This window comes from Sphingopyxis sp. Root154 (assembly GCF_001427105.1).
Lineage (GTDB): Bacteria > Pseudomonadota > Alphaproteobacteria > Sphingomonadales > Sphingomonadaceae > Sphingopyxis.
The window spans coordinates 350,770-373,085 of the sequence record NZ_LMGI01000001.1; the positions used below are offsets into that span (position 1 = coordinate 350,770).

General features: G+C 63.0%; 21 protein-coding genes. 5 read left to right on the forward strand and 16 right to left on the reverse strand.

The annotated features are described in order from the left end of the window. Positions 1-46 precede the first annotated feature (46 nt). The 14 genes from ASD73_RS01520 to ASD73_RS01585 form a co-directional block, all read right to left on the reverse strand. On the reverse strand, positions 47-439 hold the full coding sequence (locus ASD73_RS01520; protein ID WP_056369761.1) for a RidA family protein: 393 nt from the start codon (positions 437-439) through the stop codon (positions 47-49). Further along, positions 436-1,617 (reverse strand): acyl-CoA dehydrogenase family protein, encoded by a 1,182-nt coding sequence (locus tag ASD73_RS01525; protein WP_056369758.1) that lies wholly within the window; start codon positions 1,615-1,617, stop codon positions 436-438. The genes ASD73_RS01520 and ASD73_RS01525 overlap by 4 nt, the downstream gene beginning before the upstream one ends. Position 1,618: 1 nt before the next feature. Next, a complete protein-coding gene (locus ASD73_RS01530) occupies positions 1,619-2,431 on the reverse strand; it encodes an enoyl-CoA hydratase family protein (RefSeq protein WP_056369756.1) in 813 nt (270 codons plus the stop codon). Positions 2,432-2,442: 11 nt separating this feature from the next. After that, positions 2,443-3,204, reverse strand: a complete 762-nt coding sequence (locus ASD73_RS01535) for an SDR family NAD(P)-dependent oxidoreductase (protein WP_056369754.1) — start codon at positions 3,202-3,204, stop codon at positions 2,443-2,445. Next, positions 3,201-5,519, reverse strand: coding sequence for a bifunctional salicylyl-CoA 5-hydroxylase/oxidoreductase (locus tag ASD73_RS01540; protein WP_056369752.1), 2,319 nt, complete (start codon positions 5,517-5,519; stop codon positions 3,201-3,203). Before ASD73_RS01540 ends, ASD73_RS01535 begins: the two co-directional genes overlap by 4 nt. Before the next feature lie 432 nt (positions 5,520-5,951). Then, positions 5,952-8,237: a TonB-dependent receptor gene (locus ASD73_RS01545; protein ID WP_056369750.1), complete on the reverse strand. Its 2,286-nt coding sequence runs from the start codon at positions 8,235-8,237 to the stop codon at positions 5,952-5,954. 135 nt (positions 8,238-8,372) lie between these two features. After that, positions 8,373-9,686, reverse strand: coding sequence for an amino acid permease (locus tag ASD73_RS01550; RefSeq protein ID WP_056369749.1), 1,314 nt, complete (start codon positions 9,684-9,686; stop codon positions 8,373-8,375). A 16-nt stretch (positions 9,687-9,702) separates the two neighbouring features. After that, positions 9,703-11,109, reverse strand: coding sequence for an aminotransferase (locus tag ASD73_RS01555; protein ID WP_056369747.1), 1,407 nt, complete (start codon positions 11,107-11,109; stop codon positions 9,703-9,705). A gap of 62 nt (positions 11,110-11,171) precedes the next feature. Continuing rightward, positions 11,172-12,194 carry a helix-turn-helix domain-containing protein gene (locus tag ASD73_RS01560; RefSeq protein WP_056369744.1) on the reverse strand — a complete coding sequence of 341 codons (1,023 nt, stop codon included), beginning with the start codon at positions 12,192-12,194 and terminating at the stop codon, positions 11,172-11,174. Between the two features lie 72 nt (positions 12,195-12,266). Next, positions 12,267-12,677: a carboxymuconolactone decarboxylase family protein gene (locus ASD73_RS01565; RefSeq protein ID WP_056370442.1), complete on the reverse strand. Its 411-nt coding sequence runs from the start codon at positions 12,675-12,677 to the stop codon at positions 12,267-12,269. 16 nt (positions 12,678-12,693) lie between these two features. Continuing rightward, on the reverse strand, positions 12,694-13,914 hold the full coding sequence (locus tag ASD73_RS01570) for an NAD(P)/FAD-dependent oxidoreductase (protein WP_056369743.1): 1,221 nt from the start codon (positions 13,912-13,914) through the stop codon (positions 12,694-12,696). 246 nt (positions 13,915-14,160) lie between these two features. After that, a complete protein-coding gene (gene fghA, locus ASD73_RS01575) occupies positions 14,161-15,015 on the reverse strand; it encodes an S-formylglutathione hydrolase (RefSeq protein ID WP_056369741.1) in 855 nt (284 codons plus the stop codon). A 1-nt stretch (position 15,016) separates the two neighbouring features. Then, positions 15,017-15,397, reverse strand: a complete 381-nt coding sequence (locus tag ASD73_RS01580) for a VOC family protein (RefSeq protein ID WP_056369739.1) — start codon at positions 15,395-15,397, stop codon at positions 15,017-15,019. 73 nt (positions 15,398-15,470) lie between these two features. Further along, a complete protein-coding gene (locus ASD73_RS01585; protein WP_056369737.1) occupies positions 15,471-16,583 on the reverse strand; it encodes an S-(hydroxymethyl)glutathione dehydrogenase/class III alcohol dehydrogenase in 1,113 nt (370 codons plus the stop codon). 94 nt (positions 16,584-16,677) lie between these two features. Between ASD73_RS01585 and ASD73_RS01590 the strand changes: the two genes are divergently transcribed. Further along, positions 16,678-17,568 (forward strand): LysR substrate-binding domain-containing protein, encoded by an 891-nt coding sequence (locus ASD73_RS01590; RefSeq protein ID WP_056370440.1) that lies wholly within the window; start codon positions 16,678-16,680, stop codon positions 17,566-17,568. 269 nt (positions 17,569-17,837) lie between these two features. Here ASD73_RS01590 and ASD73_RS01595 read toward each other — a convergent pair whose 3' ends face one another. Both ASD73_RS01595 and ASD73_RS01600 read right to left on the reverse strand, forming a co-directional pair. Next, entirely contained in the window at positions 17,838-18,695 is an 858-nt protein-coding gene (locus ASD73_RS01595; RefSeq protein ID WP_056369735.1) for an NmrA family NAD(P)-binding protein, read from the reverse strand. A gap of 400 nt (positions 18,696-19,095) precedes the next feature. Next, the gene (locus tag ASD73_RS01600; protein WP_056369733.1) at positions 19,096-19,815 is read right to left on the reverse strand and encodes a superoxide dismutase; all 720 of its coding nucleotides are present in this window, start codon (positions 19,813-19,815) and stop codon (positions 19,096-19,098) included. 166 nt (positions 19,816-19,981) lie between these two features. Here ASD73_RS01600 and ASD73_RS01605 point away from each other — a divergent pair, with 166 nt between their 5' ends. From ASD73_RS01605 to ASD73_RS01620, 4 genes are all read left to right on the forward strand, one after another. Continuing rightward, positions 19,982-20,389 (forward strand): DUF2946 family protein, encoded by a 408-nt coding sequence (locus tag ASD73_RS01605; protein WP_056369731.1) that lies wholly within the window; start codon positions 19,982-19,984, stop codon positions 20,387-20,389. 172 nt (positions 20,390-20,561) lie between these two features. Next, positions 20,562-20,987 carry a DUF2244 domain-containing protein gene (locus ASD73_RS01610; protein WP_235534064.1) on the forward strand — a complete coding sequence of 142 codons (426 nt, stop codon included), beginning with the start codon at positions 20,562-20,564 and terminating at the stop codon, positions 20,985-20,987. A 169-nt stretch (positions 20,988-21,156) separates the two neighbouring features. Continuing rightward, on the forward strand, positions 21,157-21,642 hold the full coding sequence (locus ASD73_RS01615) for a copper chaperone PCu(A)C (RefSeq protein ID WP_056369728.1): 486 nt from the start codon (positions 21,157-21,159) through the stop codon (positions 21,640-21,642). After that, a complete protein-coding gene (locus ASD73_RS01620) occupies positions 21,629-22,288 on the forward strand; it encodes an SCO family protein (RefSeq protein ID WP_056369726.1) in 660 nt (219 codons plus the stop codon). Before ASD73_RS01615 ends, ASD73_RS01620 begins: the two co-directional genes overlap by 14 nt. The last annotated feature ends 28 nt before the right edge of the window (positions 22,289-22,316 follow it).

Genomic DNA, 22,316 nt, shown 5'->3' on the forward strand with positions numbered 1-22,316 from the left:
AGCAATCCTCGATTCAAGGCCGGCATCCTCTGCCCGCCGAAAGACATCAGTCGGGAACGACGGCGGTCACTTCGATTTCGATCTTCGCCTCGTCTTCCATCAGCGCCACCACCTGAACGACCGCCATGGTCGGATAGACACGCCCCATGACCTCGCGATAAATCTCGCCGATCCGCCGGCCATTCTTCAAATAGGCCTGCTTGTCGGTGATGTACCAGGTCATGCGCACGACATGCTCGGGCCGGGCGTCGGCTTCCGCCAGGATGGCGACCAGATTGCGCAGCAACTGCTCGAACTGCCCGGCCAGATCCTTCGCCTCGAAAATCTCCTCGGCCGTCCAGCCGATGAGACCCGCGATGAAGATCTGCCGCCCCCGCACCTCGATCCCGTTTGAATAGCCTTTGGGCCGCGGCCATCCGGCGGGCTGGAGAATTCTCATGCGCGTTGCTCCTGCGCCGCGGCGATCGCGGCCCGCGCAATCACCACTTTCTGGACTTCGCTCGCGCCCTCATAGATCCGCAACGCACGGATTTCCCGGTAGAGCCGCTCGACCATATTTCCGCTGACCACGCCCGCGCCGCCGAACAGCTGCACGGCCTTGTCGATGGTCAGCTGCGCGGTATCGGTGGCGTAAAGCTTCGCCATCGCCGCCTCGCGCGTGACGCGCGCCTGGCCGAGGTCCTTCGCCCACGCCGCGCGGAAGATCAGCAATGCGCTCGCATCGTTGCCCAACGCCATGTCCGCCAGCGACGCCTGGGTCAGCTGCAGATCGGACAGCGGCGCACCAAACAACTGACGCGATGTCGCCCGGTCCAGCGCCTCGTCGGTGGCGCGCCGGGCGAACCCCAGCGCCGCACCGGCGACGGTGGAGCGGAAGACATCGAGCGTGGCCATTGCGATCTTGAAACCATCGCCGGCCTCGCCGATCAGATGATCGTCGGGAATGAAGCAATTGTCGAACCGCAGGGTCGCAAGCGGATGCGGTGCGATGACATCGATCCGCTCGACGACGGAAAAGCCCTCGGTCGCGGTCGGGAAGGCAAAGGCGGAGAGACCGCGAGCGCCGGGCGCCTCGCCGCTGCGCGCGAAAACAGTAAGGATGTCCGCAATCGTTCCGTTCGAAATCCAGGTCTTCTCGCCATTAATGCGCCAGCCGCCCGCAACGCGTTCGGCGGTCGCGCTCATGGCCGCCACGTCGGAGCCCGCCTCCTTCTCCGATAGCGCAAAGCCGGCGATCATCTCGCCGGTCGCAACCTTCGGCAAATAGGCTTGCTTGACCGCTTCGCTGCCGAACAGGCTGATGGCGCCTGTCCCAAGCCCCTGCATGGCGAATGCGAAGTCGGCGAGCCCGGAATGGTATCCGAGCGTCATCCGGGTCAGGCACAGCGTTCGCACGTCGAGCGTGGGCGAGGTGCCGCCATAGGCCGCCGGCACGGTGTCGCGCAGCCAACCCGCGCCGCCCAGCAGGCGAACGAGCCGGCGGCAATCGACATCGACATCGGCGCTTTCGTGATGGAGCTCGGCATCCTTCGCTCTGCACCAGTCCGACAGGGCCGTGAAATGCTCCCGGTGGCGCTCTTCGAAGAAGGGCCAGGTTATAAAGCTTGCGTCGGCCATGTCAGTTCCCCTCGAACACCGGTTTCTGTTTCGCGGCGAACGCGTGGTAGGCGCGCTCGAAGTCTTTCGTCTGCATGCAGATCGCCTGCGCCTGAGCTTCGGCTTCGATCGCGGTATCGATCGGCATCGCCCATTCCATCTCCATCTGGTTCTTGGTCATGCCATGCGCGAACGTCGGCCCCGCGACGAGCATCGCGGCGTAGGCCTGCGCCTCCGCGAGCACCGCGTCGGCCGCGACCACGCGGTTGAAAAAGCCCCAGCGCTCCCCCTCCTCAGCCGACATCGAGCGGCCGCTGAACAACAGGTCGGCGGCTCGCGTCTGGCCAATGATGCGCGGCAGGATCGCGCAGGCCCCCATATCGGCGCCGGCGAGGCCAACGCGGGTGAAGAGAAAGGCGGTCTTTGCGGCCGGCGTCGCGAACCGAATATCGGAGGCCATTGCCAAAATCGCCCCTGCCCCCGCGCAGACGCCGTCGATGGCCGCAATCACCGGCTGTGGACAGCGGCGGATTGCCTTGACCAGATCGCCTGTCATGCGCGTGAAGGCGAGCAGTTCGGGCATGTCCATATTGGTCAACGGGCCGATGATCTCGTGCACGTCACCGCCCGAGCAAAAATTGCCGCCCGCCCCGGTCAGGATCACCGCCTTGACGGCGGGCGCGTAGGCCAGATCGCGGAACAGATCGCGCAGTTCGGCATAGGAGTCGAAGGTGAGCGGGTTCTTCCGCTCGGGCCGGTTGAGCGTGATCGTCGCCACCTTGTCGGCAAAGCTGAAAACGAAATGGTCGGGCTCGTAGCTTGCTGGATCGAACATCGGCTTCCCTTTCACATGATTTCTCCACCGGCGACGACGGTCGCCTGGCCCGTGACCGAGCGCGCGCCATCGGACAGAAGCCAAAGCACCGTATTCGCGACCTCGGCAGGATCGATCAGTCGGCCCTGCGGATTTGTCTTGGTGAATGTCTCGAGCGCCTCGGCCTCGCTGCGGCCCGTCTTGGCGACGATATTTCCGACCGCGTCACGGATGATGTCGGTGTCGGTGTAGCCCGGACACACCGCATTGACGGTGATCGTGGTCCGCGCAAGTTCGAGCGCGAGCGCGCGCGTCATGCCAAGAAGGGCGTGTTTCGTCGCGGTGTAAGCACTCACATAGGCATAGCCCTTGAGCGACGCTGTGCTGGCGATATTGACGATGCGGCCAGCGGGGAGCGCCCGCATCCCCGGCAGCACCGCGCGCGCGGCGTGGACGGCCCCCATCACATTGGTCCGCCACAGCAGATCCCACGTCTCGGCATCGGTCTTTTCGAACGGCGCGGTCCGGGCGACGCCCGCACAATTGACCAAGGCTGCGACCGGACCGTTGAGCTCAGCCGCCTTCGCGACGCTCTGGGCCACCGCGCCCTCATCGGCGACATCGCACACCAGCGCGAGAATGGCTGGCCGTTCGGCGCGGACCGCTTCGAGCCGATCCGGATTGCGTCCCAGGATCGTGACGCGCCAACCGGCATCGGCGAGCGCGAGAGCGATCGCGCGGCCGATGCCGCTGCCGCCGCCCGTCACCAGCGCATGATTGCCGGTTGCGCTCACCGCGACGCCGCCATCTGCGCGGCGCGCCGCGTGTTCAGCGCAAGCTGGAAATAGCCGCTCTGATATTGAACCGGCACGGGAGCCTCCTTCAGCTGCAGCTGCGCCGCCGCGTGCAGCGTCCAGTTGGGATCCATCTGGTGCGGGCGGCCCATCGCGCAAAGATCCGCGCGGCCCGCCGCGATGATCGAGTTCACATGATCGACTTCCCAGATATTGCCCACCGCCATCGTCGCGACATCGAGTTCGTTGCGGATCTGGTCGGAGAAGGGTGTCTGGAACATCCGGCCATAGACCGGTTTTTCGTCCTTGGTTACCTGCCCCGAGGATACGTCGATCAGATCGACGCCCGCTTCCTTGAAAGCGCGCGCGATCAGGACCGCTTCATCGGGCGTGACCCCGTCCTCGCCGACCCAGTCATGCGCCGAGATGCGCACCGACATCGGCTTTTCTTCGGGCCAGATGGCGCGCATTGCGTGGAAGACCTCGAGCGGATAGCGCAACCGGTTCTCAAGACTGCCGCCATATTCATCCGTGCGCCGGTTCTGCGTCGGGCTGATGAATCCCGAGAGCAGATAGCCGTGGCCGCAATGAAGCTCGACCATGTCGAACCCGGCCTCGTCCGCGCGCCGTGTCGCGTCGACAAATTGCTCGCGGATTTCGTCCATCCGCCTGCGCGTCAGCGCGACGGGGATCTGACTTTCGGACGAATAGGGAATATCGGACGGCGCCTCGACACGCCAGTTGCCCGTTTCGAGCGGCTTGTCGATGCCCTCCCACGCAACGCGTGTCGACCCTTTCGAACCGCTGTGCCCGATCTGCACAGCGATGTGCGCCCCGGGAATTTGATGAAAGAAGTCCGTGATCTCGCGCCAGGCGGCAGCCTGCTTGTCGTTCCAGAGTCCGGTACAGCCAGGGGTGATACGCCCTTCGGGCGAGACGCAGGTCATCTCGGTGACCACGAGCCCGGCGCCGCCGAGGGCGCGAGCCCCATAATGAACGAGGTGGAACTTGTCCGGCACGCCGTCCCGGGCCGAATACATGGCCATGGGCGACATCACGATCCGGTTGGGCAGGATCATGTCGCGAAGCTTGAAGGGCGTGAACATCGGCGGCACGGGTGCATCCAGCGCGCGCCCGAACGCTGCTTCAGCGAGGGTCTTTTCGAGTTCGGCGAGCCATGCGGGATCACGCAGGCGCAGATTCTCGTGGCTCACCCGCTGGCTGCGCGTGAGGAGCGTGTAAGTGAACTGGATCGGATCCATCTTGAGATAGCGATCGAGATTCTCGAACCATTCGGTGGAATTGCGCGCCGCATTCTGCAGCTTGACGACCTCGAGCTGGCGCTCGTCGAGATAATCCTTGAGCGCGCTCGCCAGCCCTTCGCGCTGGTCAAGTCCGGGACGATTCATGACCTCGGCCAGCTTGATCGCATCCTCGAGCGCGAGCTTGGTTCCCGATCCGATCGAGAAATGCGCCGTGTGCGCGGCATCGCCGAGCAGGACGATATTGTCGTGGCTCCAGTTGCCGCAGATGACGCGGGGAAAATTGATCCATGCCGAACCCCGGATATGGCCGGCGTTGGTCATCAGTTCATGGCCGTCCAGATGATCGGCGAAGATCTCTTCGCAGAGCCGGCAGGACTCGTCCTGGCTCATCGTGGCAAAACCGGCCCGTTCGTATGTTTCGGGCGAGCATTCGACGATGAAGGTCGCTGTGTCCTTGTCGAACTGATAGGCATGCGCCCAAATCCAGCCGAAGCGCGTTTGCTTGAAAATGAAGTTGAACGCGTCGAAACGCTGGTGCGTCCCTAGCCAGACGAACTTGTTCCGCTTCATGTCGATGTCGGCCTGGAAGTTCGCATCGAATTTACGGCGCAGCTTGCTGTTCACGCCGTCGGCGGCAATCACCAGGTCGAAGTCCGCCAGGAAATCGCTATCGGGCTCCACCTCCACGTTGAATACGAGCTTCACGCCCAGTTCGCTGGCGCGGTCCTGCAGTATCGCGAGCAGCCGCTTGCGTCCGATCCCAATGAAACCATGGCCGCCCGAGCGCGTGCTGACATTGCGCTCGCCGTCGTCGATATGGACCGCGATATCGTCCCAATGCGCCAGTTCGTCGGCCATCGTCCGGGCGCTTAGCGGATCATTGGATTGCAGATGCTCCATGGTCTGGTCGGAAAAGACCACGCCCCAGCCAAAGGTATCGCCGGCACGGTTGCGCTCGAACACCGTTATGTCGTGGGCGGGATTCCGCAATTTCATCGAGATAGCGAAATAGAGTCCCGCAGGTCCTGCTCCGACACATCCGATCCGCATCCCACTCACCTTGATTGTTCAAGCTTGAAATATATCGCCGAACCGATCTATTTCAAGTCTAAAATATATTGGCATCGCCGCTGGCCTGCTTTCCAAAAAAATTGGTTCGTTTTGCGAGAATGCCGGTGGCAGGACCGCGATGACCGCAGCCTGGCGCGGAAACATCGAAAACACCCCGCCGTGGAAGACAGGAATGGGGAAGCACCGAGTAACCGGGGCCGCAGCGTCGACGCGGCCAGCCCAGTCTCTCTCGTTTTGCCCCATCGGAAAGACCTGTCATGATCGCCCTCGTTGCGGCGATATGTCCAGTCGCATTTAATTCCCGATCGCCGCCGGAAGTTCAAATCGCTGTTTGCTGCCGCGCGGGTCTATCGCCGAGAAGAGCCGGGAACCGGTCGCGAACGCACCCGAGTCCCGGCCCGACGGCTCGCGTCAGAACTTGTAATCCAGCGACACCCCGTAGGTCCGTGGCGCTCCGATGTGATTGGTGATGAAACCGAAATTGGAAACGTCGAGCCGCGACGTGTAGTAGAATTTGTCGAAGATATTCTTTCCCCAGATGGAGAGTTTCCATTTGTCGTCGGCGCTTTCGAACGAGATCGAGCCGTTGACGAGCGTGTAGGGTTTCTGGCGCAAGTGGCTCATGTTCTGAAGCTCGAACCATTGCTTCGAAGAATAATGGCCATCGACATGGAGATGGATGCTGCCGGGTGCCATTTCGATCATCTTCCAGTTCGCCCCGAACGAGGCACTGAACCGCGGCGCGTTCGCCAGCTCATTGCCGACGATCGATACGCCTTGCAGCGTTCCCTCCTTCACTTTCGTGTCGAGAAGGCCGATACTGCCGTTCAGTTGCAGCCCGTCGGTCGGGCGCGCCACCAGTTCGAGTTCGGCGCCGATGATGCGCGATCGGGGAAGATTGACCAGGCGCTGCGCCGCGCTGACCGGGTCGATATCGATGAACTGCTGATTCTTGTAGCCATAATAGAACAGCGCGCCATTGAGCTGCAGCATGCGGTCGAAGAGCTGGGATTTGAACCCGGCCTCGTAGGAATCGATTGTTTCGGGCTTCGCGATAGTGAGCTCGCTCGGATCGAACAGGGCTTGGGCGTTGAACGCACTGCCACGATAGCCGCGACTGTAGCTGGCATAGAGCAGGACGTCGCGCCCCGCCTGATAATCGACGCCGATCTTGCCCGACACATTGTCCTTGCGAAACGCAAGGCCGGTTGTCGCATCGAGATCGGTGGAGCTGCCGGGAATGAGGTTGATCAGCGTGACGTCGTCGGGACCGATCGCCTGACTGATGAAATTCCGAAGGTCGCCCTTGTCGTGGGTATAGCGCAGCCCGCCGCGCAGCGTGAGGGCCTCGCCGATCGTGAAGCGGAAATCCGAATAGACCGCCAGGCTCGACTTTTTCTGATCGAAGCTGTTCCGGATCTGGCAGGCGAGCGGAAAGCCCGCCAGGCAGTCGTCGCCGTTCAGGCTGCCGTTGCCGTCGACGTCGAGATCCTGATAAAATGGGAATAAGGTGCGATTATAGACCTTCTCTTCGTCATAATAGGCGCCGAGAATGAAGTTGAACGGGCCGCCAAAGTCGCTGGAAATCCGCAAATCCTGCGCCAGCTGGGTCGCCTTCCCGAAATATTCGATCTCGATCACCTTGAGCGGGCTGGTATCGCCGTCCTCGGCGCTGAACAGCGTTCCCCGGTTCCAGCTGCTGATCGACGTCAGCGTCAGATCGCTTCCAAGCGCGACATTGCCGGTCAGCGAGAGCGAATAGGTCCGGTTGCGGCGACGCGAGATCGCATTGGCTTCGAGTTCACGCGGGTCGAGGCCGGTCCGAAAATAGTCGGTGAGCGGATAGGCGACCGGATCGATCGCGTGAAACTGGCTGTAGACGCCTCCGCCGATGCCGGCAGCCGTGGGCTCCGCATACAGGCCATAATTCCAGGGATTTTGAAGGCTGGTAGCAGCGCGCAGGACAAATTTGACGTCATCGGAAGGTTCGAAGAGCAGCGTTCCGCGAATTCCATATTCCCTGACCGAGTCCGGGTCGGGCTGACCCGCCAGAAGATTGTGGAACGTTCCATCGGCGCGCGCAAAGGTAAAGGCGACGCGCGCCGCAAGCGTGTCGCCGAGGGCGGTTTGAACGGCGCCCGATGCTTCGTGGCGATCGTAATTTCCGACGCCGACGCTCAGATTGCCAGCCGTCTCGAACGTCGGGACCCGCGAAATGAAATTGATCGCTCCCCCGGTCGTATTCTTGCCATAGAGCGTCCCTTGCGGACCGCGCAGCACTTCGACCCGTTCGAGGTCGAACATCGAAACCCCCAGCAGGGCGATGTTGCCCCGATATACTTCGTCGAAATAGGTCGCGACAGGGCCCGACTGGTTAAAGCTGTAATCGGACATTGAAATCCCGCGCAGCGAGAAAATCGGCGTCGCATCGCCCGAAGTCGATGTCGACTGCAGGTTGGGAACGACGCCGACGAGATCGGCTGCCCCGGTCAGGCGCTGCTCCTTGATCTGCTCCGAACCGAAGGCGGTGATCGAAATCGGCACGTCCTGGAGCTTTTCGGCACGCCGCTGGGCGGTCACGACGATTTCGCCCGGTATCGTTTCGGACGACGTCTGTGCCGTTGCCGCGGGCGCCGCGAATGTCGCGGCCCCGCCGAGCAGTGCGAACAGGGTCGATTGAAAGCGCCGGTTGGTCATTATAAAATCCTCCCAAAATCGATCATAGGCCCTGTTGCAGGCCTCATGTCTTAAACGATGCCGCCCGGTGGCCGGGAGGCGAACCTTCGACATTCGGCGGTCCGGTTTCTCGACCGTCACCGCCGCCTGTCCCCCTCAAATCGAGCCGAACCGCCGCTTCGCCGCGGACAACTGGTTCAGACGGAACAGCGCCAGCAGGACAAGTCCCGCGGAGACGGCCGCGAGTGCGGGCAGATCCGACGCGACGCAGGACGAGAAAATGACGAGCCCGAGCACCGTGCCGACCAGCACGGCCGCCTTGCCTCGAAAGCCTTGGCTTTCGCGCGGCCATTGCCTGCCGAGGACGACATAGGCGGCGATCGTCACAAGATAGAAAATCAGCGCCGCGGCCACGAGAATGACGATGAGCTGATCGAGCGCGACGAGCAGCGCGAGCAGCGCCGCGACGAAGGCTGGTCCAATCAGCGCGAAGACAGGCGCTTCGTGACGGTTGGTCCGGACAAGGATGCGCGGAAGGTCGCCCGAGAGCGCCATCGCCTGAAACTGGCGCGAGCAGGCGTACATGATCCCGAAGAAGCTTGCGCACTGTCCGGCCAGTCCCGCGATATTGACCACGATCCGAACGATCTTCGGCGCGGCAACCGCTGGAGCGGCCAGCGCGGCCAACATCGTGTCGGACGTTCCACTAATGGCGTCGACGCCGGCACCCATTGGCCCGGCGACCAAAACGGCGAGACCGAGGATCGTGACGAACGCGAGCGCGACGAGCATCGCGCGCGGGATATCCCGAACCGGGTTCACCGCATCCGCCGCCGCGAGCGGGACGCCTTCGATACCGATGAAGAACGGGACCGCAAAGGGGAGCGCCAGCCATATCGATTTGGGGTCGAGCGTCCCGGCGAGGGCGGCGAGAAGGGGCGGTTCGGCTGCGGCGCCCTGAACCGCCACGAAGGTCAGAACGCCGAATGCGGTCAGGGCGGACAGGAGGAAGGTGATTCCGATCGCTTCCCCCACCCCGCGCAGATGGATGAGGACCACCGCCGCGAACAGAAACGGAATGGTGATCGCCGGGCTGACACCCGTCAGGCTCTGCGTATAGATGGCGGTCAGCGCCCCGAGCGCCGACGCGCTGCACAGAAACTCGAGACTTGCCGCTCCGCCCGCCAATATCCTTCCAAACGGACCGAAGGCCCGCTCGGCATAGGCCTGCCCGCCGCCCGGCTCGGCTATTCTCGACGAAAGCTGCGCAAGACACCATAGGAGGCACAGGTAAAAGGCGCCCACCAGAAGGAACGCCACCAGCATGCCGCCCCACCCGGCAAGCCCGACGCCGTAGCCCCAAGGTGCAAAACTTCCCGCCACGGCCAGCGCCACGCCAAGCGCGGCGAGCTTGACGACCCCGAGCGAGCCGCTTCCGGGCGGGGCTGGATCGCGAACGTCCTGCGACACCTTCCCCCCTCCCCGCTCAGGCCCCGGCCCGCCAGCGCGCGGTGGCGTCGAGGGCTTGGCGAACGATCGCGATCATGTCGTCGATCTGGGCGGCGGTGATGATAAGCGGCGGCATGAGCGCCATCGTGTCGCCGATCGCCCGCAAGGCCAGCCCGCGCGAAAGCGCCTCCGCGCTGCAATGTTCGCCGACGCGAAGCGCCTCGTCGAAGAACTCGCGCTTTTCCTTGTCGGCGACAAGCTGGATACCGGCGAGGAAACCGCGCGCACGGACGTTACCGACCAGCGGATGATCGGCGAGCGTCTCGATGGCCTCGGCAAAATAGGGCGCGAGTTCGGCCACATTGTCGACGATGTTCTCGTCGCGCAGGATCCGGATATTCTCGAGTGCCACCGCGCATCCGACCGGGTGCCCGGAATTGGTGAACCCGTGATAGAATTCATCGCCTTTTTCGATCAGCAGCGAAGCGATCCGGTCGCCCACCATGGCCGCCGACATCGGGAAATAGGATGAGGTAATGCCCTTGGCGAGAACCATCAGGTCGGGCGCCACGATTCCAAACGCCTCGCATGCGAACCAATGGCCCGACCGGCCGAATCCCGAGCCGACCTCGTCGACGACAAGAAGCACGTCATATTGACGGCAAATGCGCTCGATCTCGGGCCAATAGCTGTCGGGAGGAATGATGGCGCCGCCGGCGCCCTGCATCGGCTCGCCGAAGAAGGCCGCGACATTATCGGGGCCGATCTCGAGAATTTTCTGCTCGAGCCAGCCCGCGGCGGTGCGTCCGAAGTCGTCGTGCGCTTCGCCGCTGCCGTTGAGATACCAGTAGGGCGAGGGGATCCACTGCACCTGCGCGAGGGGCAGATAGGGACCTGCATCGTGGAGGAAGGGAAGTCCCGACAGCCCGCCCGCCGCGATGGTGCTGCCATGGTAGGAATTTTCAAGCGCGATCACGGCCTGCTTTTCGGGCCGCCCGGCCAGTGCCCAGTAGCGATGCACGAGCTTCAGGCAGGTATCGTTCGCTTCCGAGCCCGAGCTTGCATAGAAAACATGATTGAGCCCGGCCGGCGTCATCGCGACCAGCTGTTCGGCAAGCTGGATGGCCGTCACATTCGATGTCTTGAAGAAGGAATGGCTGAACGACAGCGTTTCCATCTGCTTGGCAGCCGCCTGACCCAGCTCGCGGCGCCCATAGCCAATGTTGACGCAGCATAGCCCAGCCAAACCGTCGATGATCCGCTTCCCGTCGGTATCATAGATGTAGATGCCGTCTCCGTGCGCCTGGATGCGCGCGCCTTCGGCGTGCAACTCGCGATAATCGGTGAACGGATGAAGATAATGCGCGTTGTCGAGCGCTTGCAGGGCCGCGGTGTCGAATTTGGGCTGCGTATCGGTCGCCATGAACTGTCCATCCATTCTCATATGCCTTGGTGAGGCGATAGGAATAGGAGGAGCAATGCCGGCGCGTCTGGCCCCGGCGTGAACTACAAATTGTCCGCTCGTGCATGCGCGAGGGCAACGGCGGCAGAGGCCCTTTTTGCGCTTCGGCAACCCTTCGGTGACATGCCGTAATGGTTGCGGAACGCCCGACTGAAATGCGCTGCGTCGCTGAATCCCCAGGAAAAGGCGATGTCGCTCAGCGAACGCATCGAGAGGGCAGAATTCTCGATATCCGACCGGCAACGCTCGAGGCGCTTCTGCCGGATCCAGAACGCGACCGGGATCTCCTCGTCCGCGAAAAGATTATAGAGGTAGCGCCTGGAAACGCCCAGCGCAGCGGCGACGGTCGCGGGCGACAGTCCTTCGTCTCCCAGATTCTCGGTAATATATGTCTTCGCCCGGCAAAGCGTCATTGCGCGGCAGAAACCCGCGGATGTCCCATTGCCCCGAGGCAACGCGGAAACAGCGGTAATCAGCAGGTCGACAAGATGATGTTGCAGCGCCTCGCAGGCGAGTGCGTCATCCTCCTCGGATCGCAGCACCAATTCTGTCACATAGCCGGAAAGAAAGCGCCCCACCCCGCTGCTGCCGCTGATAGTCCGCGCCGTGACATGTTCGGTGAGACCGAAACGGGCCCGAAAAAGCTCTTTCGGAAAGTTGATATACAAGAGGCGGAAGGGACCGTCGTAAAAGAGTTCATATGGCCGGGCGCTGTCGTAGAGCACGATATCGCCGGGCCGCGTGATGCATTCGCGGCCATCCTGTATGAGCATGCCCTCGCCCTCGAGCTGAAGGTTTACTTCGACGACCTCGGGCTCTCCCTGCCGGATATGGCTGCTTTGGCGGCGCACGCGCTGGGCAGCCGAGCTGATATCGCAGAGCAGCAACTCGCCCATGCGCCTCCAGGAAACCCGCCCGTGAAAGAGCGTCTCATCGGGAACCGACGCCGAGGATCGTGGGTGAATGGAGTTGAAGGTCTCTTGCCAATATTGGCAGCGCCATCCGGCCTTGACCGCATCGAGCGTGACATGGGTCATGTTCATGCCTTCGGATAAGACGATCTCCATTCGGGTCCTCCTCGCGAGCGAATGCAACATTTGGCAGATCGGTCAGACTGTCAATTATTCCGTGCGCGCTCTCTATTCGTCTGCCAGGGGGGCTGCCGCCGGAAGCGCGCCCTCGCTCAGCAATATCTCGTGGGCCGCCTTAAATGCCTCGAGCCCGGCGGGTATTCCGCAATAGGCGGTGGCGTGCAGCAGCGTTGACCTGATTTCGTCGACCGATACGCCGTTGTTCAGCGCACCCCTGACGTGAAGCTTGAGTTCCTGCGTCTTTCCGGCCGCGGTCAACATCGCCAGGTTGAGCAAGCTGCGTGTCTTGCGGTCCAGCGTGGGGTCGCCCCAGGCCCATCCCCAGGCCCACGACGTCGCGGCGCGCTGGAAGGGCATCATGAAGGCGTCGGCGCTTTCCATCGAGGCGTCGACATATTCGGCGCCGAGCACCTCCCGGCGGATCGGCAAACCCAATTCGAACAAAGCCTCGTCGGACATCGCGATCTCCTTCGTGCTATGCAAAATTCTTCAGCGGAATGTCCGCGTCGGCCAACTGGCCGGAAGGGAAGTTCAGATTTCGTCCGAGCAGCGCCCGACCCTGCACATAGTCTCTCGTGGCATTCACGCAGTCGAGCGCGATTACGCTGTTCCCGCGCAGGTAAACAAGCGAAAAGGACCGGCGCGCCGGATCGCCGCGCAGAACCACCTGATCATGTCCGGTCGAAATACCGACCGTCTGCAGCTTGAGATCATATTGGTCGGACCAGAACCAGGGAACGGCGTGATAGGGCTCGTCGCAACCGGTAAGATGCTTGGCGACCGTCATCGCCTGATCGTTCGCGTTCTGGACCGATTCGAGGCGGATCGTCGCATTGTCCGCAAAGGAATTCTCATGCGCCGCGCAGTCGCCGATTGCGAAGATATCGCTCACGCTGGTGCGGCAGAGACCATCGACGAGAACGCCATTTTCTACCGCGGCGCCAGCGACCTCCAACGCTTCGACGGCCGGCGCGATGCCGATGCCGACAACAACCATGTCGGCCGGAAGGACTTCGCCGGTCGCGAGCACGACGCCGGAAATCCGTTCCGCGCCCTCCAGAGCCTCCACGCCCGCTCCAAGCCGGAACGCGACGCCGTGGGATTCATGTTCGGCTTGATAAAATAACGAAAGTTCTTCGCTCGCGACCCGGGCGAGCACGCGCGGCTGCGCCTCGACAATGGTCACCTGTTTGCCCAGGCCGGACAGAATAGCGGCGGCCTCGAGCCCGATATAGCCGCCCCCGATGATGACTATGGTCTTCGCGTCGCCAAGTTCGGCCTTCATCCGGTCGACATCTGCGCGGCTGCGCACATAATGAATTCCCGCCAAGCCGGATCCGCGACACGCGAGACGGCGGGGATAACCGCCAGCCGCCCAGATGAGCTGCCCATAGCCGATCAAATCGCCATTTTGCGTCCGGACGATATGGTCCGCGGGAAGAACCTGTGTGACCCGCGTGGCCAGAACAAGATCGACGTTCCGCTCGGCCCAGGAGGGCGCCGGCCGGATGAGAAGCCTGCCAAAATCCTTGGCGCCCGCAAGATAGTCCTTCGACAGCGGCGGACGTTCATAAGGATATTCGGCTTCTTCGCCGACGATCGCGATCGATCCCGTATATTTCCGCTGGCGGAGTGAAATCGCCACTTGCGCGCCGGCGTGCCCCCCTCCGACGATCAGGATATCGAATTGCGCCATGTAGCTCTCCCGTCAGCGAAGACGACTGGCGGGCTCGCGCCGGTCGTCACGGGTGAAAACGCACAAAAGGCCCAGTGCGCGAGGAGAGCGCGCGGCTCCGCGATATCCGCAACAACATGCGCCTCGTCCGGTCGGTCTTCGACGCGCTCGCAGATCGCATCGGTCATCGGAACGAACCCATGGGCCGCGCACCGACCACTGAATGAGGATTTAGCGATGCCGGGTGCATTGGACTCCCTTTGGTTTCTATCGGCGTTCGATTTGCATCCGCTTCGCGTGCCAGTGCAGATGATCGGCCATGAACGTCGAGATGAAATAATAGCTGTGATCATAGCCTTCGTGCAGCCGCACGGTCAGCGCCTGTCCCGCGGCGGCGCAGGCATGTTGCAACAAGTGGGGCCGAAGCTGCTCCTCGAGGAAGGGGTCGGCGCGCCCCTGATCGACAAGCAGCGCCGGAACTCTCGCCCCGTCCTCGATCAAGGCAACCGCGTCATGCTTCCGCCAGCTCGCCGTATCGGCGCCGAGATAGGCCGACATCGCTTTCTGACCCCACGGAACCTGGCTGGGAGCAACAATCGGCGAAAAAGCCGAGACGGCAGCGTAGCGATCGGGATAGGTCAGCCCGATGGTCAACGCACCATGGCCGCCCATGCTGTGTCCCATGATAGACTGGCGGGTCATATCAGCGGGAAAATGCGCTTCTACAAGCGCCGGCAGTTCCTCGGTGATATATGCCCACATCCGATAATGTTTGTCGAAGGGCGGTTGCGACGCATCGACGTAGAAGCCGGCGCCCAGGCCTAAGTCATAGGCGCCACCGGGATCGTCGGGCACATCGTCACCGCGAGGCGACGTGTCGGGCGCTACGAAAATCAATCCGAGTTCGGCGCAATGCCGGCGGAACTCGCCTTTTTCGGTTACATTGGCATGCGTGCAGGTCAGCCCCGACAGATACCAGACGACCGGCAGCCTGTCGCCCGCGGCATGCGCGGGGACGAAGACGGAAAAACTCATGTCGGTCCCGGTGGCGGCAGAGGCGTGTCGATACACCCCCTGCTCGCCGCCGTAGGACCGGTTCGTCGAGAGCAGATCCAAGACCATGCTACTCGGCAGTGAAGCTGTAGACGGCGAGCTTGTTTCCGTCCGGATCGCGCGTGTAGGCGGCAAAGGCGTTGGGCGCCCAGCCGCGCTCGCCGACATCGCCCTCATTCGGAGCGCCAAGCGCGAGCGCCGCTTCGTGAAACGCCTTCACCGCCGCCCGGCTGGGTGCCTCGAAACTGACGGTCACGCCGTTGCCGACACTCGCGGGCTCGCCATTTGCCGGCTTTAGCGCGAAGAAAGCCGGCTTCCCCGCGCCCCAGATCGAGCCATTATCGCCGAGATCGGCGACGCGCGACCAGCCCAGTGCCGCGAGCACCTGGTCGTAGAAGCTGCGGGCTGCGGACAGATCATTCGTCCCGACGGTGACATGGGTAAAGCTCATTTCATTTTCCTCTTCTTGAAAAGTGGGTGCGCTTGGATTTTCGATGAATTCCCCAGGGCTTACCGCGCCTGGGCTAGAATAGAACGACGCTGCGGATGCTTGTCCCGGCGTGCATCAGGTCGAAGCCCTTGTTGATGTCCTCGAGCCCCATGACGTGGGTGATCATCGGGTCGATCTCGATCTTGCCGGTCATGTACATGTCGACGATCTTGGGCACATCGGTGCGGCCCTTGGCGCCGCCGAACGCGGTGCCGCGCCAGTTGCGCCCGGTGACGAGCTGGAACGGCCGCGTCGCGATTTCCTTGCCCGCCTCGGCGACGCCGATGATGATCGAGGTGCCCCAGCCGCGGTGGCAGGCTTCGAGCGCGGTGCGCATCACTTCGGTGTTGCCGGTGGCGTCGAAGGTGTAATCGGCGCCGCCGTCGGTCATCTGGACGATCGCCGCGACGACCTCCTCGCGGCTCAGGCCCTTCGAATTGAGGAAGTCGGTCATGCCGAACTTGCGGCCCCATTCCTCGCGCGCGGGATTGATGTCGACGCCGATGATCTTGTCGGCGCCTGCGAGGCGCGCGCCCTGGATCACGTTGAGCCCAATGCCGCCGAGCCCGAAGATCACGACATTGTCGCCGACCTGCACCTTCGCGGTGTTGATCACCGCGCCGACCCCAGTCGTCACGCCGCAACCGATGTAGCAGCTCGACTGGAACGGCGCGTCCTGACGGATCTTCGCGACCGCGATTTCGGGCAGCACGGTGAAGTTCGAGAAGGTCGAGCAACCCATATAATGGAAGATCGGCTGGCCCTTGTACGAAAAGCGCGTCGTGCCGTCGGGCATCAGCCCCTTTCCTTGGGTGGCGCGGATCGCGGTGCACAGGTTGGTCTTGCCCGACAGGCAGCTTTTGCACTGGCGGCATTCGGGGGTGTAGAGCGGGATGACATGGTCGCCGGGAACGACGCTCGTCACGCCCGCGCCGACCTCGCGCACGATACCCGCGCCTTCATGCCCCAGCACGCTCGGGAAGATGCCCTCGCTGTCGAAGCCGTCGAGCGTGTACGCATCGGTGTGGCAGATACCCGTAGCCATGATCTCGACCAGCACCTCGCCCGCCTTCGGGCCTTCGAGGTCGAGCTCGACGATCTCGAGCGGCTTCTTGGCTTCGAACGCAACGGCGGCACGGGTCTTCATCGGGATCTCCTTACAAGAAGACCCGACTAGCCTTGAACCAATGCTGCGATAATGTATGATTTTCGCAAATCATTACACCAAATATGGGATAATCATGTCACGCTGGACCGGGATAGACGAATTTGTTGCGGTCGCAGCGTCGGGGTCTTTCGTGAAAGGCGCCAAAGCGCTCGGGACGTCGCCAACGCATGTCAGCCGCGTGATCAAGACGCTCGAACATCGGGTTCAAGCCCAGTTGCTCGTGAGAACGACGCGCACCGTCCGGCTGACCGACACTGGGCGCATTTTTCTCGATCATTGCCAGCGTATCCTGCAGGAGCGCGACGATGCCATTGCGATGATCAACGAACAGGGCGAACCGCAAGGCGACCTGCGGCTCACCTGCTCGACCGCAATGGGAGAAAATTTCATCGCACCGATCCTCCGACGGTTCGCGATTCGGCATCCCCGCCTGACCGTTTCGATCGATCTCACCAATCGTCTCGTGGACCTGGTCGGCGAGGGTTATGATCTGGCCATTCGGACGGGAGAGCTCGCGGATTCGCGCCTGATCGGGACGCGCGTCGCTTCGCGGCAATTCCTCACCTGTGCCGCGCCCGACTATCTTGGCCGGGCCGGCCCGCTTGCCAAGGTCGAAGACCTCGATGCGCATGAGGCAGTCATCGGAACGTCGTCAACCTGGTCCTTCGTTCAATCGGGCCGTAAAATTCTGTACCGGCCGCACGGCCGTTTCCGCTGCAACAGCGGCCATGCCGTTGTCGATGCCTGCCTCGCAGGCATGGGCATTTGCCAGTTGCCTGAATTCTACGTGGTTCCCCATATTCGAGCCGGGCGGCTCCGCCTGGTTCTCGACGAAAACCGACCGCAACCCGAACCGATCTGGGCGGTCTATCCGCAAAGACGGCATTTGTTGCCAAAGATCAGCCGCGCGATCGATCATATCAGATTGGAATTGACCGCCGGAATGGCGACCGACCCCTTCTAGCCTCACGTTCCGCAGCGACGCGAAACGGCTTCGATCCCAGGTCAGCATGGCCTTGCCGACAGGATGCTGCCAGGATTCACCCCGGTCGTTGAGTCAGCATTCCCGCCGATGGAGAATATGTCTCGATCTGAGGGCACGCCGCTCGACCTTCGATACGGTGCCACCTGCCACTTCGGGTCGGACGAACGATGAGGGGCGCCAGGATCGACGCCGCGCCAAGCCGCCGCCACGATGGCCTGACTGGCCGGATGCGGTGAACCGTCGTTCGGTTACATGCCCATATCTGCAAGCCACTGTGCTACGCTACGCGGTGCCAGCCCAAGCCGATGCTGCGCGCTGGTGTCGGATGCAATCACATTGTCCGGAACATGGGACAGGGCGGCGTAGAATCCCGCAATGTTTGCGGCGGCGGGGCCGATCAACGGCTCGAGAAGGGAGCCGAAGGTTTCAGGTGACAGCGCCTCGAACCGGACATCGCGGCCCAGGCGCTCGGAAAATGCCAGTGCCAGTTCCGGCCCCGTGATGCCCGGCAATTGGCCGATGCCGACGACGCCGGTTACGGAATGGTCGGTCAGCAGGCGTTCCGTTACCACGGCCACATCGAGATGCGAACTCCATGATGCGGAAAAATCGGCGCGAAGTGGATAGGATAGCAGCCCGTCGGACTGCACCGGGCCGATGACCATCGGCAGCAGCAGGTTTTCCAGATAGAGTCTCGGCGCGATAACGGCATGCGAAACACCGCTCGCGGCGACGCGGCGCAGCAGGGTTCCGATCGCGCTGTCGCCCGTCGCCTGCAGCGCGCTTCCGGGCTGGTCGACGATCGCCCCGCTGGTCGAGATCACGACACGCTTCGGCCTGGCGGCGGCGATCGCGTCCGCTATGTTCTTCGCCTGCTGCAGGCGAACCGGTTCGGCCGTCTGCGGCAGGTGCACGAAGACCCCGTTCGCGTCGCTGTAGGCGGCGACCAGCGACTCCACCGAGTCATTGTCCACCCTGACGGCTGGCTTGCCGTGCATGCTTGCAGGGTCGCGCACCGCAGCAAGTGCGGTCTGATTGGACGCGAGCAGCAGCGAATAAAGGGGCGCCCCCTGCGCTCCTGTCGCGCCATGAATGATATAGGACATGCAATATTCCTTATTGATGGCCCCGGCCTGGATCGCCCCTCATTGGGTGATTCCATCTCAGGAGTTCGTGGTGGCTGGCACGGCCTAGCCCGGAGCCTCAAATGGCAATAGGGCAATGATCCCTCATTTTCGGCCATCGGCGGTTTTAGCGATCGCATCACGCGAAGGGGGCATATTGAGGCGCTCCACCTCCCGGTCTGCAAAGGACCATATGCCTGCCTCGTTCGCCTTTATCTCCGCGACGGATATCGGTAGCTCGATCTGGCCCGGTCGATGGCGGCGCTCGAGGCTGCGAACCCACCGGATCACGAGGCCTTACAGGATCGTGCAGATCTCGAACCGTCGAGATTCTTGCAGCGGAGCATGCGGCGACCCAAATCCGGAGTCCCGCGCAGGCATTTTATTTTCGGGTCGCGGCGGCAAAGCGGTCGGACACGGTCTTCCAGTTCACCACCCGCCACCAGCCGGCGAGATAGTCGCCGCGCCGGTTCTGATATTTGAGATAATAGGCGTGTTCCCAGACGTCGTTGCCAAGGAGGGGCGTACCCTTGACCTCAGCGACATCCATCAACGGATTGTCCTGATTAGGGGTCGAACTGATCGCAAGTTTGCCATCGGCGCCGAGCGTCAGCCACACCCAGCCCGAGCCGAACCGCGCGGTGCCCGCTTTCGCAAATTCTTCCTTGAACTTGTCGAGGGAGCCGAACTGGGCATCGATCGCCGCTTTGAGTGCAAGCGACGGCGCGCCTGCCTCGACGACGGGCCCCATCGTCTGCCAGAAGAAGCTATGGTTCCAGTGCCCACCGGCATTGTTACGCACTGCGGAAGGCAATGCCCCCGCCTTTCCTACCAGCTGCTCGAGCGACTGGCCCTTGAGCGCGGGGTCGGCGGCGACCGCCTTGTTGAGATTGTCGACATAGGCCTGGTGATGCTTGCCATGATGGATCGTCATCGTTTGCGCGTCGATCGCAGGTTCGAGCGCGCCCGCGGCATATGGCAGCGCCGGAAGCGCGAACGCCGCCTCGGCGGGCGCCGATGCCTGCTGCGTCGCGAGCGCGGGCGTTACGACTGCCGCCGAGAGGCTGAACGCCGATACACCGACGAGGGAAAGCCATTTCATAATATGTCTCCTGTTGACCAAGTTGGCGACAGCCATTCACCGGTCAGACGAGTGCCCCGCCGAGAGGTTGCGCAACCTGGTAGATCAGCCGCGCGAAGACACTATGACATTTTGTCCATGCCCCGCCTGATGACTTTGTGCACCCACTCGCTTATGGCGCGCTCGAATGCAGCGGATTCGCGCCTTGATCCATCGCCACCGTGGGGCCGCCTTATGGCTGGTCGCGCTGGCGCTGCTCATCAAGGCGCTGGTGCCTGCCGGCTATATGGTCGGCCAGAGCAGCACACGAACCTTCGACATCATTGTCTGCTCCGATCCCACCGGCATGCAGGTGGCGCAAAAGCTCGTCATCCCATTCGACAATAAGGGCGAGCATGACGGCAATCAGGCCGCGAAGGGCGACTGTGCCTTTACCGCGCTTGCTTACGGCGCGGCCCCCGCGATCGATCCGACGCTGCTGCTCGCGGCGATCGCCTTCATTCTCACGCTCGGTTTCACGAGCCTTCCCGCGCCGCCGCTGCGCCTCGTCCATCACCTCCGGCCGCCGCTGCGCGGTCCACCGGCAACTGCCTGACACCTTAGACTGACGTGTCGGATGAGCCGCACCGCGCCTTTGCGCGGGCGCGCGTTGCCGGAGTTTCAATAGCATGTTCGAAATATTGGACCGCCCGGATGGGCGGTGCCGGAATGCCGATGCGCCCCTGCGGGTTCGATCGGGCTATGACGAAGCGCCATTCGTCCTGCGGATGCGCGAGAACCGCTCACACCTGTCGCAGCATGCGCGCGAGACCTTCACCGTCCTAATCGGGCTGTTCATGGCAGCTGCGATCGTGCCCGCGCTGCAGGGGCGCATCCTCGTGCCGCTGTTCGCCATCGGCACGATGGGCGCGTTGGTGCTCGCGCTCGAATGGCACAAGGCCAAGCCGCCGCCCGAGGAATGGCTCGAAATCGGCGACGGGCAATGGCGCTATCGCGACGAGGCGGGGCGGTCGGTCAATCTGCCGGCCTACTGGCTCCGCTTCGAGCTCGAGCGGCGGAGCGCCGCCGACTGCCGGCTCGTCTTCCATCACCGAACGCAGCGGTTCGAGGTCGGGCAATGTCTGAACCTCGACGAACGGCGGGAGATCGCACCGATCCTCGCGCGTGCGCTCGCGGCAAGCAACAAGAGGTAGGCATGGCCCATCATCCGCCTCGCCGCATTGCCGGGCTGCGCCGCTTTCGTCGCCGCTGCTGGGCGGCCATCGCTCTCTCCCTGTTCGCGCAGACCGGCGCGGCGGCCGCTCAAAGCTGGGCTGAGTCGCACCGCGGACCCCACACATCTATTCATCTGGAGTTTAAACCATGACCTTCGTAACCCGCCTGGCAGCCATCGCGCTGCTGTCCGCCGCCGCGACCCCGCTGCTCGCGCAAAGCGTCACCGCCGGCAAGCTCGTCATCGACCAAGCGTGGTCGCGCCAGACCGCGCCGACCCAAAAGGTCGGCGGCGGTTTTCTGAGTATCACCAACAAAGGCAAGACGGCCGACCGGCTGGTTTCGGCAACGTCCCCCGTCGCCACCGAGGTCCAGCTTCACACCATGTCGATGGACGGCGGGGTGATGCGGATGCGCCAGATGAAGGACGGCATCGCTATTCCTGCCGGCAAGACCGTCGAACTGAAGCCCGGCGGGCTGCATGTCATGTTTATCGGGCTGAAGCGCCCGCTCGCTGTCGGCGATAGCGTCCCCGTCAAGCTGCGCTTCGCCCGGCAAGGCGAAGTCCAGGTCCGCTTCAAAGTCCAGCCGGTTGGCGCGACCGGACCCGCGGAGGCGCGTCATGGTCAGCACTGACCGAGCGCCCACGCCGACGATCGTGATCGTCCGCCGCCTCCTTTGGGCAGCCGTGGCCCTCGCCGCCCTGGTCGGCTCGATTATCTTCTTCGCACCGAAGGACGAGCCGGAGGCGACACGCGCCTATGCCGACACCTTCGGCGGCCCGTTCACGCTCACCGCCCCCGATGGCAGCGCGGTCAGCAACAGGACGCTGGCGGGCAAGCCCTATGCGATCTTCTTCGGCTTCACCCGCTGCCCCGAGGTCTGCCCGACGACGCTCGCGCGCATGGCGAGCCTTCGCCAGCAGCTCGGGCCCGACGGCATGAAGTTCGACATCGTCTTCGTCTCGGTCGATCCCGAGCATGACAAGCCCGCCGACATCGGCAGCTATATCTCGCTGTTCAAGACCCCGATCTATGGCCTCACCGGTTCGCCCGCACAGCTCGCGCAAATCCGGAAGGGTTATGGCGTCTATGTGAAGAAGGTCCCGATCGAGGGGGGCGATTACACGATCGACCACACGGCCGCGATCTTCCTGATGGACGCCCGCGGAAAGTTCGTCACCACGATCGACTATCATGAGAATGACAGGACGGCGCTCGAGAAGCTGAAGCGGATCGTTGCCGAGGCTTCGGCCGCTCCCGAAGCAGGCCAGAAGCCCTGATCCGATGACCATGCGCTTTCGAACAACC

Excerpts from the sequence above, each read along its gene's own strand:
- ASD73_RS01520 (WP_056369761.1), bottom strand. The coding sequence starts at position 439 with ATGAGAATTCTCCAGCCCGCCGGATGGCCGCGGCCCAAAGGCTATTCA.
- ASD73_RS01525 (WP_056369758.1), bottom strand. The coding sequence starts at position 1,617 with ATGGCCGACGCAAGCTTTATAACCTGGCCCTTCTTCGAAGAGCGCCAC.
- ASD73_RS01530 (WP_056369756.1), bottom strand. The coding sequence starts at position 2,431 with ATGTTCGATCCAGCAAGCTACGAGCCCGACCATTTCGTTTTCAGCTTT.
- ASD73_RS01540 (WP_056369752.1), bottom strand. The coding sequence starts at position 5,519 with ATGCGGATCGGATGTGTCGGAGCAGGACCTGCGGGACTCTATTTCGCT.
- ASD73_RS01545 (WP_056369750.1), bottom strand. The coding sequence starts at position 8,237 with ATGACCAACCGGCGCTTTCAATCGACCCTGTTCGCACTGCTCGGCGGG.
- ASD73_RS01555 (WP_056369747.1), bottom strand. The coding sequence starts at position 11,109 with ATGAGAATGGATGGACAGTTCATGGCGACCGATACGCAGCCCAAATTC.
- ASD73_RS01560 (WP_056369744.1), bottom strand. The coding sequence starts at position 12,194 with ATGGAGATCGTCTTATCCGAAGGCATGAACATGACCCATGTCACGCTC.
- ASD73_RS01565 (WP_056370442.1), bottom strand. The coding sequence starts at position 12,677 with ATGTCCGACGAGGCTTTGTTCGAATTGGGTTTGCCGATCCGCCGGGAG.
- ASD73_RS01570 (WP_056369743.1), bottom strand. The coding sequence starts at position 13,914 with ATGGCGCAATTCGATATCCTGATCGTCGGAGGGGGGCACGCCGGCGCG.
- fghA (WP_056369741.1), bottom strand. The coding sequence starts at position 15,015 with ATGGTCTTGGATCTGCTCTCGACGAACCGGTCCTACGGCGGCGAGCAG.
- ASD73_RS01580 (WP_056369739.1), bottom strand. The coding sequence starts at position 15,397 with ATGAGCTTTACCCATGTCACCGTCGGGACGAATGATCTGTCCGCAGCC.
- ASD73_RS01585 (WP_056369737.1), bottom strand. The coding sequence starts at position 16,583 with ATGAAGACCCGTGCCGCCGTTGCGTTCGAAGCCAAGAAGCCGCTCGAG.
- ASD73_RS01590 (WP_056370440.1), top strand. The coding sequence starts at position 16,678 with ATGTCACGCTGGACCGGGATAGACGAATTTGTTGCGGTCGCAGCGTCG.
- ASD73_RS01595 (WP_056369735.1), bottom strand. The coding sequence starts at position 18,695 with ATGTCCTATATCATTCATGGCGCGACAGGAGCGCAGGGGGCGCCCCTT.
- ASD73_RS01600 (WP_056369733.1), bottom strand. The coding sequence starts at position 19,815 with ATGAAATGGCTTTCCCTCGTCGGTGTATCGGCGTTCAGCCTCTCGGCG.
- ASD73_RS01605 (WP_056369731.1), top strand. The coding sequence starts at position 19,982 with ATGCAGCGGATTCGCGCCTTGATCCATCGCCACCGTGGGGCCGCCTTA.
- ASD73_RS01610 (WP_235534064.1), top strand. The coding sequence starts at position 20,562 with ATGCGCGAGAACCGCTCACACCTGTCGCAGCATGCGCGCGAGACCTTC.
- ASD73_RS01615 (WP_056369728.1), top strand. The coding sequence starts at position 21,157 with ATGACCTTCGTAACCCGCCTGGCAGCCATCGCGCTGCTGTCCGCCGCC.
- ASD73_RS01620 (WP_056369726.1), top strand. The coding sequence starts at position 21,629 with ATGGTCAGCACTGACCGAGCGCCCACGCCGACGATCGTGATCGTCCGC.